The sequence below is a fragment of the Faecalicatena contorta genome (assembly GCF_021531895.1).
In the GTDB taxonomy this organism is placed as follows: Bacteria; Bacillota; Clostridia; order Lachnospirales; family Lachnospiraceae; genus JAFBIX01.
In genome coordinates this window covers 1-14,374 of sequence record NZ_JAFBIX010000015.1, presented here as the reverse complement: position 1 = coordinate 14,374, position 14,374 = coordinate 1, and the positions used below count along the sequence as shown (strand labels likewise).

The 14,374-nt window shown below is 42.0% G+C and carries 17 protein-coding genes; 1 reads left to right on the top strand and 16 read right to left on the bottom strand.

The window, feature by feature from the left end; all coding sequences use genetic code 11:
- Positions 1-4: 4 nt before the first annotated feature.
- From JQM81_RS07305 to JQM81_RS07265, 9 genes are all read right to left on the bottom strand, one after another.
- Positions 5-451, bottom strand: a complete 447-nt coding sequence (locus JQM81_RS07305) for an RrF2 family transcriptional regulator (protein ID WP_235232867.1) — start codon at positions 449-451, stop codon at positions 5-7.
- Between the two features lie 30 nt (positions 452-481).
- Positions 482-1,414 carry a cysteine synthase A gene (gene cysK, locus JQM81_RS07300; RefSeq protein WP_235232866.1) on the bottom strand — a complete coding sequence of 311 codons (933 nt, stop codon included), beginning with the start codon at positions 1,412-1,414 and terminating at the stop codon, positions 482-484.
- A 165-nt stretch (positions 1,415-1,579) separates the two neighbouring features.
- The gene (gene pdxT / locus JQM81_RS07295) at positions 1,580-2,140 is read right to left on the bottom strand and encodes a pyridoxal 5'-phosphate synthase glutaminase subunit PdxT (RefSeq protein ID WP_235232865.1); all 561 of its coding nucleotides are present in this window, start codon (positions 2,138-2,140) and stop codon (positions 1,580-1,582) included.
- Between the two features lies 1 nt (position 2,141).
- Positions 2,142-3,017 carry a pyridoxal 5'-phosphate synthase lyase subunit PdxS gene (gene pdxS / locus JQM81_RS07290; RefSeq protein ID WP_235232864.1) on the bottom strand — a complete coding sequence of 292 codons (876 nt, stop codon included), beginning with the start codon at positions 3,015-3,017 and terminating at the stop codon, positions 2,142-2,144.
- A gap of 119 nt (positions 3,018-3,136) precedes the next feature.
- Positions 3,137-3,550 (bottom strand): RrF2 family transcriptional regulator, encoded by a 414-nt coding sequence (locus tag JQM81_RS07285; protein WP_235232863.1) that lies wholly within the window; start codon positions 3,548-3,550, stop codon positions 3,137-3,139.
- Positions 3,551-3,561: 11 nt separating this feature from the next.
- The gene (locus JQM81_RS07280) at positions 3,562-4,074 is read right to left on the bottom strand and encodes a GNAT family N-acetyltransferase (protein WP_235232862.1); all 513 of its coding nucleotides are present in this window, start codon (positions 4,072-4,074) and stop codon (positions 3,562-3,564) included.
- A 26-nt stretch (positions 4,075-4,100) separates the two neighbouring features.
- Positions 4,101-4,793 (bottom strand): tRNA (N6-threonylcarbamoyladenosine(37)-N6)-methyltransferase TrmO, encoded by a 693-nt coding sequence (gene tsaA, locus JQM81_RS07275; RefSeq protein WP_235232861.1) that lies wholly within the window; start codon positions 4,791-4,793, stop codon positions 4,101-4,103.
- Positions 4,794-4,797: 4 nt separating this feature from the next.
- Entirely contained in the window at positions 4,798-5,628 is an 831-nt protein-coding gene (locus tag JQM81_RS07270; protein WP_235232860.1) for a deoxyribonuclease IV, read from the bottom strand.
- Positions 5,629-5,657: 29 nt separating this feature from the next.
- Positions 5,658-6,893: a threonine/serine ThrE exporter family protein gene (locus JQM81_RS07265; protein ID WP_235232859.1), complete on the bottom strand. Its 1,236-nt coding sequence runs from the start codon at positions 6,891-6,893 to the stop codon at positions 5,658-5,660.
- A 202-nt stretch (positions 6,894-7,095) separates the two neighbouring features.
- On the opposite strand from JQM81_RS07265, the gene JQM81_RS07260 reads away from it, so the two are divergent.
- Positions 7,096-8,334 carry an amidohydrolase family protein gene (locus JQM81_RS07260; protein WP_235232858.1) on the top strand — a complete coding sequence of 413 codons (1,239 nt, stop codon included), beginning with the start codon at positions 7,096-7,098 and terminating at the stop codon, positions 8,332-8,334.
- A gap of 59 nt (positions 8,335-8,393) precedes the next feature.
- Here JQM81_RS07260 and JQM81_RS07255 read toward each other — a convergent pair whose 3' ends face one another.
- The 7 genes from JQM81_RS07255 to JQM81_RS07225 form a co-directional block, all read right to left on the bottom strand.
- A complete protein-coding gene (locus tag JQM81_RS07255; RefSeq protein ID WP_235232857.1) occupies positions 8,394-9,932 on the bottom strand; it encodes an alanine/glycine:cation symporter family protein in 1,539 nt (512 codons plus the stop codon).
- 90 nt (positions 9,933-10,022) lie between these two features.
- On the bottom strand, positions 10,023-10,313 hold the full coding sequence (locus JQM81_RS13590; protein WP_268826469.1) for a YmaF family protein: 291 nt from the start codon (positions 10,311-10,313) through the stop codon (positions 10,023-10,025).
- Positions 10,216-10,968: a response regulator transcription factor gene (locus JQM81_RS07245; RefSeq protein ID WP_235232855.1), complete on the bottom strand. Its 753-nt coding sequence runs from the start codon at positions 10,966-10,968 to the stop codon at positions 10,216-10,218. The genes JQM81_RS13590 and JQM81_RS07245 overlap by 98 nt, the downstream gene beginning before the upstream one ends.
- Positions 10,965-12,281, bottom strand: a complete 1,317-nt coding sequence (locus JQM81_RS07240) for a sensor histidine kinase (RefSeq protein WP_235232854.1) — start codon at positions 12,279-12,281, stop codon at positions 10,965-10,967. Before JQM81_RS07240 ends, JQM81_RS07245 begins: the two co-directional genes overlap by 4 nt.
- An 82-nt stretch (positions 12,282-12,363) precedes the next feature.
- Positions 12,364-13,125 (bottom strand): ABC transporter permease, encoded by a 762-nt coding sequence (locus tag JQM81_RS07235; RefSeq protein ID WP_235232853.1) that lies wholly within the window; start codon positions 13,123-13,125, stop codon positions 12,364-12,366.
- Positions 13,122-14,018 (bottom strand): ABC transporter ATP-binding protein, encoded by an 897-nt coding sequence (locus JQM81_RS07230; protein WP_235232852.1) that lies wholly within the window; start codon positions 14,016-14,018, stop codon positions 13,122-13,124. Before JQM81_RS07230 ends, JQM81_RS07235 begins: the two co-directional genes overlap by 4 nt.
- A 1-nt stretch (position 14,019) precedes the next feature.
- Positions 14,020-14,223: a PLDc N-terminal domain-containing protein gene (locus tag JQM81_RS07225; RefSeq protein WP_235232851.1), complete on the bottom strand. Its 204-nt coding sequence runs from the start codon at positions 14,221-14,223 to the stop codon at positions 14,020-14,022.
- Positions 14,224-14,374 lie beyond the last annotated feature (151 nt).

Below are 14,374 nucleotides of genomic sequence, written 5' to 3'. Positions count from 1 at the left end.
ATTTTTATATATAATACATATCCTGACTGTATGCATTATGCTCCTGATATTCTCTTTCAAGATCTGCCAGAGTCAGATTTGTAAGTATATTCTCTAACTCTTGATTTACCTTATCAATGACCAATCGCTGAATAGTAATCGATATTCCAACATTTTTACTGTCTTCTGATATTGATTCACTTTCGAAACGATAATCCCCTTCTAAAGCTTCCAGTATCTCGGACACCGTAATTTTACCGGCTTCCCGGCTCAGGAGATAACCACCCTGCGGACCTTTTACACTTTTTACAATACCCGCTCTACGAAGTGCAGCAAAAATCTGTTCCAAATATTGTGAAGATAGCCCATTTCTCTCAGCAATACTATTCAACGCCACATGATCTGTTTTTGAATTCACCGATAGATCTATCAAAGCTATAAGCCCGTATCTGCTTTTTTTCGAAAATTTCATATTTTTCTACCTACACATCTTTCAATTCATCTATTCTGTAAACAGTGGTGTAGAATAATATCTGTCGCCTGTATCCGGCAATAATGCTACAATCGTCTTGCCTTTGTATTCCGGGCGTTTTGCCAGCTGAATTGCTGCTGACAACGCAGCTCCAGAAGAAATTCCCACCAGAACACCTTCATATTTTGCAAGAAGTTTTCCTTTCTCAAATGCATCTTCATTCTCAATCTTGATAATCTCATCATAAACAGATGTATTCAATACCTCTGGAACAAATCCCGCACCAATTCCCTGAATCTTATGCGGACCACCTTTTCCTTCTGACAATACCGGAGATCCCGCCGGTTCCACTGCTACCACTTTTACATCTGGATTCTGAGACTTCAGATATTCACCTACACCTGTAAGTGTTCCTCCTGTACCTACACCGGCAATAAATGCGTCTACTTTTCCGTCTGTATCTTTCCAGATCTCCGGACCCGTTGTACTTCTATGAATTGCAGGATTTGCAGGATTAACAAACTGTCCAGGGATAAAACTATTTGGAATCTCTTTGGAAAGTTCTTCTGCTTTTTCAATGGCTCCCTTCATTCCTTTTGCACCTTCTGTCAACACCAGCTCTGCTCCATATGCTTTCAAAATATTTTTTCTCTCAACACTCATGGTCTCAGGCATCGTCAATATAATACGATATCCCTTTACGGCTGCAATGGATGCAAGCCCAATTCCTGTATTGCCTGATGTTGGTTCAATAATGACAGAACCTTCTTTTAATATTCCTTTTTCTTCTGCATCTTCAATCATTGCTTTGGCAATTCTGTCTTTTACGCTTCCTGCTGGATTGAAATATTCCAATTTCACCAGAACCGTTGCTTCTAATCCTAATTCTTTCTCAATATTAGCCACCTCTACAAGTGGTGTATTTCCAATCAGTCCTAATGTTCCTTTATAAATCTTTGCCATGTCTCTATTCCTTCCTTTTCTTTATTTTCCGTTTTCCTACTTTTTTAATAGGTTTAATAGGATTATATTCCTACTTCTCATATTTGTCAACTATATTTTATAATTATTTTTTCAAAAGCACAAGAAAACCATCAGAGATATCTGTATATCTCTGATGGTTTTTATCTAAGAAATCATATTCAAAAAATATTGATGTACTTTAAGATCATCTGACAGCTCTGGATGAAAGGCAGTCACTAACTGGTTGTTCTGCCTTGCTGCTACAATCTTTCCGCCTACCCGAGCCAGAACTTCTGCTTCGCCAAAAACTTCTGCTATATATGGTGCACGGATAAATGTCATTGGAATCTCTCCTATCCCCCGGAACTCATCTCCCGTATAGAAACTTCCAAGCTGTCTTCCATATGCATTCCGCTTCACACGGATATCCATAGTTGCCAGATGTGTTGATTCCTCTTCTATATCTTTGGCCAATAAGATTAATCCTGCACAAGTGCCGAATACCGGCATCCCCTCCAATATCTTATCTCTGATTGATTCATATAAGTCTAAGTCATGAAGTAATTTCCCCATTACGGTACTTTCTCCACCCGGTAATATCAGTGCATCAAACTCTTTCTCCAAATCTTTTTTCTGTCGTATCTCAAAATGATCTGCACCAAGCTTATCCAACATCTGTCCATGTTCCGCAAATGCACCTTGTAAGGCTAAGATTGCTACTGTCATATTATTTTCCTCGCTCTGCCATAAGAAGTTCAATTTCCTGCTCATTGATACCGACCATAGCTTCACCCAAATCTGTGGACAATTCTGCGATTAATTTTGCATCTGTATAATTAGTCACTGCTTTTACAATTGCAGAGGCCCGTTTTGCCGGATCTCCAGATTTGAAGATTCCGGAACCTACGAACACGCCTTCTGCTCCAAGCTGCATCATCAGCGCTGCATCTGCTGGTGTAGCTACACCGCCGGCTGCAAAATTAACCACTGGAAGTTTTCCATGCTCATGCACATATTCTAACAAATCTACTGGAACCTGTAATTGCTTTGCTGCTTCAAACAATTCGTCTTTACGAAGATTCACAACCCGACGAATCTCTGCATTCATAACTCTCATATGTCTGACTGCCTGAACAACATCTCCGGTACCTGGTTCTCCTTTCGTGCGAATCATAGATGCTCCTTCTGCAATACGGCGAAGTGCCTCTCCCAGATCTCGCGCTCCACAGACAAATGGAACCTTGAATTCTGTCTTATCAATGTGATAAATATCATCTGCAGGAGAAAGGACTTCACTTTCATCGATATAATCAATCTCAATTGCCTCTAATATCTGAGCCTCTACAAAATGACCAATCCTGCACTTCGCCATAACTGGAATAGACACCGCTTCCTGAATTCCCCGAATCATCTTTGGATCACTCATACGAGATACTCCACCTGCTGCTCTGATATCCGCAGGAATTCTCTCCAAAGCCATTACTGCACAAGCACCTGCTGCCTCTGCAATTTTGGCTTGCTCTGGTGTTGTAACATCCATAATAACGCCGCCTTTTAACATCTGTGCCAACTGCTTATTTAATTCATATCTGTTTTCCTTCATTCGATATACTACCTTTCCTATATATTTAATATGTTATATAGGAGTATTATACTTACAATTGGCGTTTTTGAAATATCCAGTTTTGCTTTTTTTGTACATGCCACTTTATTATTTTCTTTTTATTTATCTTTATCTTCCATTAGATCTGCCAATGTATAGCGATCTGTATATTCATTGATAACCTTCCACAATCCTTCCCAAAACGGCAATGTTGTACATTCTTCACATCTTGGGCAGCGGTTTGGCCGATCTTCAATACACGCAATTGGTGCCATGCTTCCTTCTGTTGTACGTAAAATATCTCCCACAGTATATTCTTCCGGTTTACGTGCCAACATATAGCCACCATTATTTCCTCGGTAACTTCTTACATATCCGGCTTTTGTCAGAAGCGGCATGATCTGTTCCATGTATTTCAATGTGATATTCTGCCGTTCTGCAATATCTTTTAACCGAATATAGCTTCCCTCATCATGTCTGGCCAGATCAATCATAATTCTTAACGCATAACGTCCTTTTGTTGAAATCTTCACCAAAATCCCTCCTACAGAATTTTCTCAAAAGCAATTCTTGGATCCCCATCTTCACATCCGCCAACTAAACGGATATTACCACACGGGACGAATCCTGCCTTAGTAAGTGCTCTCTGCATCGGAAGATTTCCCGGATGTGTATCAATCCTTACTGCCCGGAATCCGGCCTTCTTCGCCATCTCAAATCCATACTGGAACATCTTTCCGGCAACACCCTTACCTTTAAAGTCATCAGACACACAAACACGATGCATAGATGCATATTCTCCGTCTGTCAACCACTTCCCGTCAATCTGCGCATAAGATGGATCTGGAGTCGTCTGAAATGCAAATACTCCCGCAATCTCTCCATCCTCCACTGCGAGATATGTACAGCCCTCTTTCGCATCCTGTAGCCACACTTCTCTGGAAGGATATCCCTTCTGCCATTGATCGAGCCCCAGACCACGTAATTGTCGTTTTGCCTGTTCTGTAATCTCGCACATCTTATCAATATGCTCATAAGAAGCTACTATAAAATCCATACACACCCTCCTAATCTTATATATATCTATTTAAAATGTTTCTTTATCTCACATACAGTCAATACTTGCTCTCGTACTTGAAATTTAATCTCCATCCCCGCATACTCCATTCCATATACGCGTTCAGGATCTTTTTGATAAGCCGGTCTGGGATCCTGGCTGAGAATCTGTTTCAACACCGTTTGTTTTTCCTCAGGAACGATTGCAATCCATTGTTCTGGAATCTCTACTTCAAGTCTATACTCTCTTACTTTCTCCGAGAATCCTCCTCTCGCCATTGGGTAACTGTCTACATAAGAAAGATACGGCTTAATATCATAAATGGGAGTCCCATCCAAAAGATCGGCTCCCTTTACATGTAACACAATTCCTAACCCTTCCCTTAATTCTATTTTCTCTAATTCAACACAAGACAGTCCGATAGGATTTGGCCGAAATGGAGAACGCGTAGCGAACACTCCTACTCGCTGATTCCCACCTAATCTTGGAGGTCTTACCGTCGGACTCCATTCCTTTTGCACTGCCTCGGTAAATTCCCACAACAGCCAGAGATGTGAATATCCTTCCATTCCTTTGCATGCATCTGGATTACGATACTCTGGCGTAAAAACAATCTCTGCTTTCGTATCCGCCAGTCCACTCTGGCGGGGAATTCCAAACTTAGACGAAAACTCTGTATGTATATATGCAATCGGTCGTAATGTTAATCCTGCATCCATAAATCTAACTCAACTTCTCTCTGATCATCTGTATCTCTTCTTTGTGTCCCTGATCATCCAAAGGTGTCTCAAGATAAAAAGGAAGTTCCCTTAATAACGGATGTCTTAATACATGTAGCAGCGTATTCATTCCTATCTCTCCCGAACCAATCGTCGCATGTCGATCTTTGTGAGAGCCAAATGGCATCATACTGTCATTCAGATGAATCGCTTTTAAAAGCTCCAGACCAAGGACCTGATCAAATTCTTCCAGAACGCCATCCAGATCATTGACAATATCGTATCCTGCCGCAAATACATGACAGGTATCCAGACAGATACCAATACGCTCCGGATGCTTCACACCATCACGAATTGCTTTCAGATGCTCGAACCTTGCACCAATCTCTGTTCCCTTTCCCGTCATAGTCTCTAATAGTATCGTGATATTCTCTTCACCGGTAATTGCCTGATCAAGACCAGCAATAATATTCTCTATGCCTGCCTCTATTCCGATTCCGGTATGGCTGCCCGGATGAAATACCATATTCTCAATTCCAAGCGCATCCATCCTGGCCGTATCTTCCCGAATCACTGTGCATGCGAATTCATACACTTTTTCCTGCGCACTGGCAAGATTCATGGTATATGGCGCATGCGCCAAAAGCGGGCCAAACTGATTGTCCCGCCGTATTTTTTGAAATTTTGCAATCTCTTCATCCGCATATGTCTTAAAATTAGAACCTCTGGGATTGCGGCTGAAGATCTGCATAGTATTTGCTTCCATCTCCACCACATTTTCTGCAGTTTTTGCCAGTCCTTTGGCAATCGACATATGCGTTCCAATTGTCAGCATCTATACCCTCCCTATAAGTCACGTATCTTCTATGAACTCTTACTGATATGATATTCTCTCTTCAATGTGCGCATAATTCCCCTTGAAGCTACATCTACAATGATAAAACCAAATGCAATAGCAAGACAGGTTGCAAGTAAAACAACCGTTTCGCTGAATGCCATCTCCATATCCCTGCTCACACATCCATACATCATATAATACAGATTTGGTCCTGGAATCAACGGAAATACTGAAGCTGTCAAAAAGATGGTAGATGGAGCTTTGTTAATTCTAGACATAATAAATGCATAAAATGCCACGAAAATCGATGCTAAGAGAGTTGCCAGAAAATTACTTGGCTCTAACTCGAATACTACAAGATAAATTGCCCATGTAAAAAACGCACCAACACTGGTATATAATACCTGTCTTCCCTTAATCTTGAACCACCATGCAAAACCAGTACATGCAATCGTACAGGAAATCAACTGAATCGGAATACTGTTATTTAAAATAAATCCTTCCAAAGATACGCCATCCAGCAGGAGCATAGCAAGCGCAATTCCAAACGCAATTCCGGCTGCACCTAAAAACGCATTCATGATATTCAAAGATCCAGAGATAAAGTCTCTCTGCAAAAGGTCACGGATTCCATTCGTCACTCCAAGTCCACTGATCAGAAGCATAACAATTCCAATCATAATCCATTCCGCATGGCTTCCAATTCCAAGTCGCACCAGCAGAATGATAATGACCTCTGATAAGAAAGACAGAATCATATTATATACCATAAGATTACTTTCTCTTTTACTCAGCCATTCGCCAACCACTACGATCATCAATGAGACAATGACTGCAACGATTGCATCCATAAATCCGCATCCAAAGAAAACCGCAAATCCGGTTCCACCCATAACTCCTGCAAAATACTTAACAGCAGGATGCTGCTCTTCCCGATTCATAACCTCCAGATACTTTTCGCGTAATTTTTTCTCATCTGGTTTATTCTGACAGACATAACGGGACAAATTATTCAAATAATCTAAACGATCAAAATTAATATCTGTTGATTCAATATGCCGGATCTGAGTGATAATATCCCCTTCCGGTGTTTCCACTGTTATCTGGATATTACTCGGAATTACAAATACATCATACCGTGTAAATCCATAACTTTTACACATTCTGTACAGACTGTCTTCCAGTCTGAAATTCTCTGCACCACTTTGCAGCATTGCTTCTCCAATATCAAGAATCCCCTGTAAAATTTTGTTATAATTCATAAAACTACCTCAATAACTATAATTATTTTGCATTTGATAAACACCGACATACGAATCATATACACTGATTTTCCAGAAGTCAAGCCATTTTTTTAAACTTTTCATATGATATTTTTTTCACTATTATCTAGTACAAGGATAGCTATTCTTATCAATATGCGTTATAATTATGTCAATAAATAAACAAAGGCAGGGAATTACTATGATTATTAGCGCAAAACACATGATTACCGGCGACGGAAAGACCGTTCTTGAAGATCAGGCGGTTGCCATTGAAGATGGCAAGATCAAGAAAATCGGCACCAAAGAAGAACTCATCGCAGAGTTTCCTGAAAAAGAAGTAAAGGATTATGGGGATGCAACGCTCTTACCAGGACTTTGTGATATGCATGTGCATCTTGGCTACTGGTTTTCACAGCCGGACAGCTTCAATTACAACGATCAGCTGATCACATTATTTGCAGTCCAGCATGCGCAGTCCGCTTTTGAACGCGGCATCACCAGTGTACGTGATATGACATCTGCAAGAAAACTGTGTGCGACTTTAAAATTAGCCGCAGAAAAGGGATTTATCACGATTCCAAGAATCACGCATGTTGATAATGGAATGTGCATGACCGGTGGCCATGGATGGGATGATGATATCGCACAGGTGGATGGACCTTGGGAGATTCGTAAGGAGATTCGTCGTCAGGTGCGTGACGGTGCTGAATGGATCAAAATCCTCACAACCCACCGCAGCCACATTCCAGAATATACCCAGGAAGAACTGGATGCAGCTGTCGATGAATGTCACAGAAGAGGAATTAAATGTGGAATTCACGCCGGAACACAGCCAGGTATCCAGATGAGTATTGATGCTGGATTTGATACCATTGAGCATGGTACCTTTATGACCTATGAACAGGCACAGCAGATGGCTGAAAAGGGACTTGCATGGACGCCTACAATCATGGCTTATACATATCTGTATGAGATTACCAAGAAGAATCTGGAAGAATGTGCCGGCAAACCGGTCAATGATCCAGTCATGCAGAAAGAAATGGCCAACTGGGAATATTTCGAACCAGCATACAAGGCTTACCGTGACAATTTCAAGAAATTTTACGACACAGGCGTAACCGTTCTTGCCGGAACCGATATGGTAGTCTATGGTTCTCCTTTGCTGCCACTTCCTAGAGAGCTGCAGTATATGGTGGAATATGGAATCACACCAGTTCAGGCCATCCAGACTGCAACCTCCAATCCTGCAAAAGTGCTTGGTTTTGAAAATGAACGCGGATTGGTCAAAGAAGGCTTGGATGCAGACCTCCTCGTGGTCGGCGGTGACTTAAGTAAAGACATTACTCTTCTAAACGATGTCAAACTGGTAACTCTTGGAGGAAAAAGAGTATTTGAAGATGGCATCCGTTATGTAGGAACACAGAATATGTTCATGTAATTAAAAAATAGCTTTCTCAAGGTTCCATTCCCTGAGAAAGCTATTTTACATTTTAAGTATCATTTCTCTGCCCGTTCATCCCAGAACGTACAGTCTGTTCTTCCAACCACTTCCGAAGTAAATGGCGTCCCATCATTTTTCTTATAATGCTTTGTAGCACGAAGCACATATTTCGCTCCCACATAGACGATCGGAACGTTGAAGAACACGATCAGGATATTTCCAAGATCCGAAAATGCCCATAAGTTTCCCAATTCCAGACCGGCAATATTACACAGAATACCAAATGCTGCTACAAAAAGTGCAATTCCTCTGACTACATTAATGAAGCCTTTATCCTTACGGATTCGATTGGCTGCAATCTCAGAGAAGCTGATCATTCCCAGAAGACAGGTATATGCAAACATGCAGAAACACAATGTAATCACAAAGGTCACCAGTGCATTGGCTGCTGTTCCCGGTGTCAGTGTCGCAATAGACTCTGTAAACTTCGGAAGCTTGTCAAGTTCTGCCCAAGCCGCTGCATCCGGTCCATCCCAGCAGTGCGCCATAACTACAACAAACCCTGAAAGTGTGCAGATCACGATGGTATCCAGGAACACCCCGATAGATGCCAGGATACCCTGTTCACATGGATGCTTTGCGTCAGAAGCGGCTGCAGACATGGTGATTGTACCCTGACCAGCCTCGTTCGACATCAATCCACGCTTCACACCTTGTGCCAGGACGGTTCCGAACATTCCGCCAAAGAACGCTTCCGGCTTAAACGCACCGCCAAAAACTGCACGGAAGAAATACGGAACCGAACCAAGATTTAAGAGAATCAGTATCAACACCGTTATGATATAAAGTACCGCCATTACCGGAACCATCTTATCCGTCCACTTGGTTACTTTCTTAATTCCGCCAAAAGCTATGACAGCTGTCAATACAATGATCAACGCTCCCACTGCATAATAAAATGCAGAATCTGTCGCAATCGTTGCTCCTGTTACGATCTCAGCCATTCTTCCCACAGAGGATACCACGTTGAATCCCTGTGCCGGCAGACAACAGAGGGCATATAAGATATAAAGCACGGATAGGAACACTCCAATCCAGACTTTATTTCCCAGAAGTTTTCTTCCATAGAATGGAAGCCCTCCGATAAATTCATCATTTTTCTTCTCTTTAAAGATCTGCGCCAGCACACCTTCCATGTAAGCCACTGCCATTCCGAAAAATGCAGATATCCACATCCAGAATAGGGCTCCCGGACCTCCCACCGCTATGGCACCTGTAACTCCGATAATATTTCCCGGTCCTACACGCATGGCAGAACTTAACAGGAACGCTGCAAGTGGAGAGATTCCGGTATCAACCTTCCTCTTCTCCGTCATAATCTTAATTCCCTTTTTGAAATAGGTCACCTGCATAAAACCGATTCGGAAACTGAAAAAAATTCCAGAGCCCAAAAGCAATATGATTGCAAATGAAAAATTTCCAAGAAGCGGAATCGATGAATACCACTCAAAATTCGTTGGGAAATCCCACAGAAAATCCGATAACGGACCTACAAAGGCAAAAATCCCATTAATTGATTCAAAAATCCCCTGCATACACTAGCCTCTCTTTCGTTTTTTTCATTGTATCAAAAAAGTACCCTGTGGTAAAGATACCCTGGAACACTCCGGAGCATCCAGATTTCATTATTTACACTTAAAGTCTGTCGGACTGTCAATCAATGTTGCAGCCTGAAATTCATGCTTGTGGTTATCCTCTTCTTCGGTACAATCCTTGATAAAATGAACATGTTTTCCATTTCCCACGTCAATCGCACCCGTAGTTTTGCCACAGAATTCATGAAAATATTCATCGGAAAAAGGTATCAGAATTACAGGCTCAGATTTCTCCTGCCACCAGGAACTCTCTCCTATATTGAGACGGTGTGATTCCTTCCGCTTTCTTGAACACTTTTGTGAATACCCGGTAGTCTCCATATCCCGTCTTCTGTGCAATCTCCGCAATCGGAAATGAAGTTGAGAGCAATAGCTTCTTTGCTTTTTCCATCCGAATATTGGTCAGATAGGCAAGAAATCCTACTCCAATCTCATTCTTAAAAAGCTGGCTGATATATTGTGGGTTCAGGTGAAATTCTTCGGCAAGAACGGAAAGGCTCACCTCTTCTTCCAGATGTTCCTGCAGATACCGGGTAATCCCTATGATTACGCGTTCCCCTTGTTCTTTCGGCTCGTGTTCCTCTGCCATCCGCTGTTCATACAGAGAGATTTTCAGATTGTCTATACAGATACCGAATTCCTCATAATCTACTGGTTTAAGAATATAGTCCGTAATCTGCAGTCTGAGTGCCTGCTGACAATAAGAGAAATCATCATATCCTGATACGATCACATAAGCGATCTTCGGATGCTTGATGCGGCTGACCTGAATTACTTTTAGTCCACTCATAATAGGAATATTAATATCCATGATTACAATATCCGGGCGCAATGCATCAATCTGGGCTAATGCTTCCATGCCATCTGCTGCCTCGCCTACTACTTCACAGTCATGTGCTTCCCAATCAAACAATCGCTTGAAGCCTTCCCGAATCATAATCTCATCATCTACCAGCAATACTCTCAGCTTTTTCATCTCGCACCCTTCCCTTCATCCATGGTCAACAACAGATGTGCCGTCACACCTCCTGTAATATTCTCTGTATACCATAATCCACATTCTCTGCCACAGAGCAGTTTGATCCGCTTCTGAACATTCAAGATACCGATACTGTTCCCTTCCAGCTTCGGGGCCTGCTTATCATAATGTCGAAGTAAATCCTCGATTTTCTCTTTCTTCCCTTCTGCAAAACCACTGCCCGTGTCAGACACCTGAATCTCCATAAACGATTCCTTCAGTTTTGATCTTTGAGCGGAGATCTTCACTTCTCCCCGATATCCCTTATTTTTCAATCCATGCAGCAAGCTGTTTTCCACAATCGGCTGCAGGATAAAATTCGGAACCAAAACACCTCCGAGATTCGGGTCAATATCATAATTGCACACCAGTTCCGGATACCGATAACACATCAGATCCATATATGACTCCAACAATTCCAGTTCATCATCTAAGGCAACCATCTGACGATCTATCTTTACACTCAGGCGGAAAAAGTCTACCAGCCGCATCAGAAGATCGGCAACCGGCTTATCATGATTCAATTGTGCCTGAATACGGATCGTATCAAGAGTATTATAGAGAAAATGTGGATTGACCTGACTTTTCAGGTATAGCATGGACATCTTCTGCTCCGTCAGTTCTGCCCGGAGGATGTCTGGATTCTCCAAAGTCAGATAAAAAGACATGGTCATTAAGGTAAGCCCCATACCGCTGATCAGCCAGGTCGGATTGACTGCTTGCAACAGTGATACGCATACCTCAATTACAAGGGCTGCACCAATGGCAAACTTCTTTTTCCGGTCAATCTCTCTCCAGTTAGACAATAACATCCATACACACAGGAGAAGATAGAATGCCATGCTGACATAGCATACATTTGCATGGATTCCATCGGAATAATTCCCCTTCTCTGTAACGGCATAGTGAACCGGCAAAAGCATCGCTCCCAATTCAGCCACCACAAGATAGATTCTTGCTGCAAGGTCAAAATTCCGAGGCTTTCCGGTCTCTTCTTCTACCAGTATCGCAATATACTGATAAAACAGATATACAATCAGCACCATCGTTCCGATGAAAAACCGATGCAGAATATCATTCAACGTCAACGGTACCGCTTCCAGATGATTCACCGTATAGATCGTAACAGCATCAAATACCAGATGAATCTGAATCACAACCAGCAGGATTGAAAATGTCCGATGCAGCATTGTATGTTTTCTTCCCGCCGAAAAATAAATCATAGCCACAAAAAACAATATCAGTAATAAGGCAATTTCCATTCGCAGCATACTCATTCACCCCTTTACTGATATTGTAACCGAGACCGCTTCTCAAAGATAGCAGAAAAATGTGTTATTTTTATAGAAAAGGTCATAACTGCTTTTTATGAAAGCAAATACAAGACATTACCAGACATAATACAGCCATTCCCACAGCCACTGCCAGACTCACATAATAATCTTCTGGTTTTGCACCGCCCTGAAGCAATGTCATTCCATCCATCAATTTTGTTGGCAGATAATCCTGTAATTGTGGGAACATGCCTATAAAATATACCCCCAGAGCAATTGCACCCGTTCCCAGCAGAACCTGAGTATTGCTGTCACATATCGCAGAAAAAAGTATCAATACTGCAATGACCCATAGACCAAATCCCCAGTAACAGACAGCGCCAAACCAAAGATGCTCTGCGATGCTGTTGTCCCAAAAATACGCATTATATCCATATGTGATTCCATAACAGAGAGTATACAGTACTGTCCACATTCCAAACAGCATCACCGCTTTCGCCAGAAGAATCTTTCCCCGTGACAGTCCTTTAGTCACCACCGGAATCAATGTTCCTCTCTGATATTCTGTGGTAAATATTCCACTGCACATCAACACATATATGATCAGTCCGATGGGGATGTTCTTATAGAATTGTGTCCAGGAAGACATTGCATCTATCTTAACATCTGTAAGCAAAAAGCCTGCATCCGCCAGAGAATCTGACATCATCTCCATCATCCACGGTGTAAGCTTCGCCATAGCAGGATTCATAATCCCAAACAAAATAAAGATCAATAACAACATCCACACACGACCCGTACGAATAAGCTCCATCCATTCCTTTTTCAAAAATGCCATCATTTTCCAATCACCTCCATGAACAGATCTTCTAATGTCGGTTCCCTTCGTTCTATGCGCAGAACAGGCATCTTCTTATCTGCCAGAAAATGCAGTATATCTGGTAATTGTTCTGGATTCTCCAACAGCAGACGATGAGAGCCGATTAATTTCAGAAACGGAAATGCCCTTCGAAGTTTTTCAATCCCTTGCCGATCTTCCATCTCCAGTTCTGTTCCTGTAGCTTTCCGTATCTTCCGTACTTCTTCCATGGTTCCCTGAACAGCAATCTTTCCGTCATGTAGAAATGCAAGCTCATCACAGATGCGCTCCACGTCAGAGAGAATATGGGTAGAGAACAGCACTGTTGTCTGTTCTTTTGCCTCCACCAGAATATCCAGCAATTCTTTACGTCCGACCGGGTCAAGAGCCGAAGTCGGCTCGTCACAGATCAACAACTTCGGCCGGTTCAAAAGTGCCTGGGCAATTCCAAGTCTCTGCTTCATCCCACGTGAGAAGCCTTTAATCCGACGTTTCTCTTCTGCCAGCCCTACCAGTTCCAGTAATTCCTGGCTGCGGTTTTTGATTTCCTTTGTCGGCATACCTGTAATCTCGCCACAGAATCTCAAATATTCCCGAGACGTCATAAAGGAATAGAGCTCCGGTACATCAGGTAGATAACCGATAAAACGATTGGTCGCTGTATTGCCATACCTCACCGGCATTCCATTCACCTCAATCTCACCGCTGTCGCAGGCCAGAAGCCCCAGGATCAGCTTCATAGATGTGGTCTTTCCAGCTCCATTTTGTCCAACGAATCCAAAGACCGTATGCTCCGGTACATGAAGGCACACATCTTTTAACACCTGTTTTTCTCCAAAATGTTTTGCAACATGAGAAAGTGTCAACATATCCATATCAACTATCCTCTTTTCCGAGAAGGAAGTATAGAATTGGTCCGATAAATTCCATACCGACAATCGCAACGATCATCCATAGAACACGGTTCCCTCTCTTATAAGTCTGATGTGTCAAAATATGATGAACAGTATAAATAAGAAATACAAATTCTACAATGACAAGTGGTATAATAAATGGTAATAATTCTTGAACCTCTGGCATATTATTTTCCTCCTTTTTCCATATATAACTTCTCGGAATCTTCAGCCCTGATTTTATAAGGCTTTCCGACCCTTATCTCAAAAAATCACCCACTTTTTTGCAAAAAACGCTTGACAAATCGCTCAAAATTTGCGGCGAAGCCGATTGATTA

Coding starts and splice junctions, on each gene's coding strand:
- pdxS (WP_235232864.1), bottom strand. CDS start 3,017: ATGAAGGAAAACAGATATGAATTAAATAAGCAGTTGGCACAGATGTTA.
- JQM81_RS07305 (WP_235232867.1), bottom strand. CDS start 451: ATGAAATTTTCGAAAAAAAGCAGATACGGGCTTATAGCTTTGATAGAT.
- JQM81_RS07245 (WP_235232855.1), bottom strand. CDS start 10,968: ATGAAAAAGCTGAGAGTATTGCTGGTAGATGATGAGATTATGATTCGG.
- JQM81_RS07260 (WP_235232858.1), top strand. CDS start 7,096: ATGATTATTAGCGCAAAACACATGATTACCGGCGACGGAAAGACCGTT.
- JQM81_RS13590 (WP_268826469.1), bottom strand. CDS start 10,313: ATGGAGACTACCGGGTATTCACAAAAGTGTTCAAGAAAGCGGAAGGAA.
- pdxT (WP_235232865.1), bottom strand. CDS start 2,140: ATGACAGTAGCAATCTTAGCCTTACAAGGTGCATTTGCGGAACATGGA.
- JQM81_RS07230 (WP_235232852.1), bottom strand. CDS start 14,018: ATGGATATGTTGACACTTTCTCATGTTGCAAAACATTTTGGAGAAAAA.
- JQM81_RS07265 (WP_235232859.1), bottom strand. CDS start 6,893: ATGAATTATAACAAAATTTTACAGGGGATTCTTGATATTGGAGAAGCA.
- JQM81_RS07255 (WP_235232857.1), bottom strand. CDS start 9,932: ATGCAGGGGATTTTTGAATCAATTAATGGGATTTTTGCCTTTGTAGGT.
- tsaA (WP_235232861.1), bottom strand. CDS start 4,793: ATGGATGCAGGATTAACATTACGACCGATTGCATATATACATACAGAG.
- JQM81_RS07280 (WP_235232862.1), bottom strand. CDS start 4,074: ATGGATTTTATAGTAGCTTCTTATGAGCATATTGATAAGATGTGCGAG.
- JQM81_RS07270 (WP_235232860.1), bottom strand. CDS start 5,628: ATGCTGACAATTGGAACGCATATGTCGATTGCCAAAGGACTGGCAAAA.
- JQM81_RS07235 (WP_235232853.1), bottom strand. CDS start 13,125: ATGATGGCATTTTTGAAAAAGGAATGGATGGAGCTTATTCGTACGGGT.
- cysK (WP_235232866.1), bottom strand. CDS start 1,414: ATGGCAAAGATTTATAAAGGAACATTAGGACTGATTGGAAATACACCA.
- JQM81_RS07225 (WP_235232851.1), bottom strand. CDS start 14,223: ATGCCAGAGGTTCAAGAATTATTACCATTTATTATACCACTTGTCATT.
- JQM81_RS07240 (WP_235232854.1), bottom strand. CDS start 12,281: ATGCTGCGAATGGAAATTGCCTTATTACTGATATTGTTTTTTGTGGCT.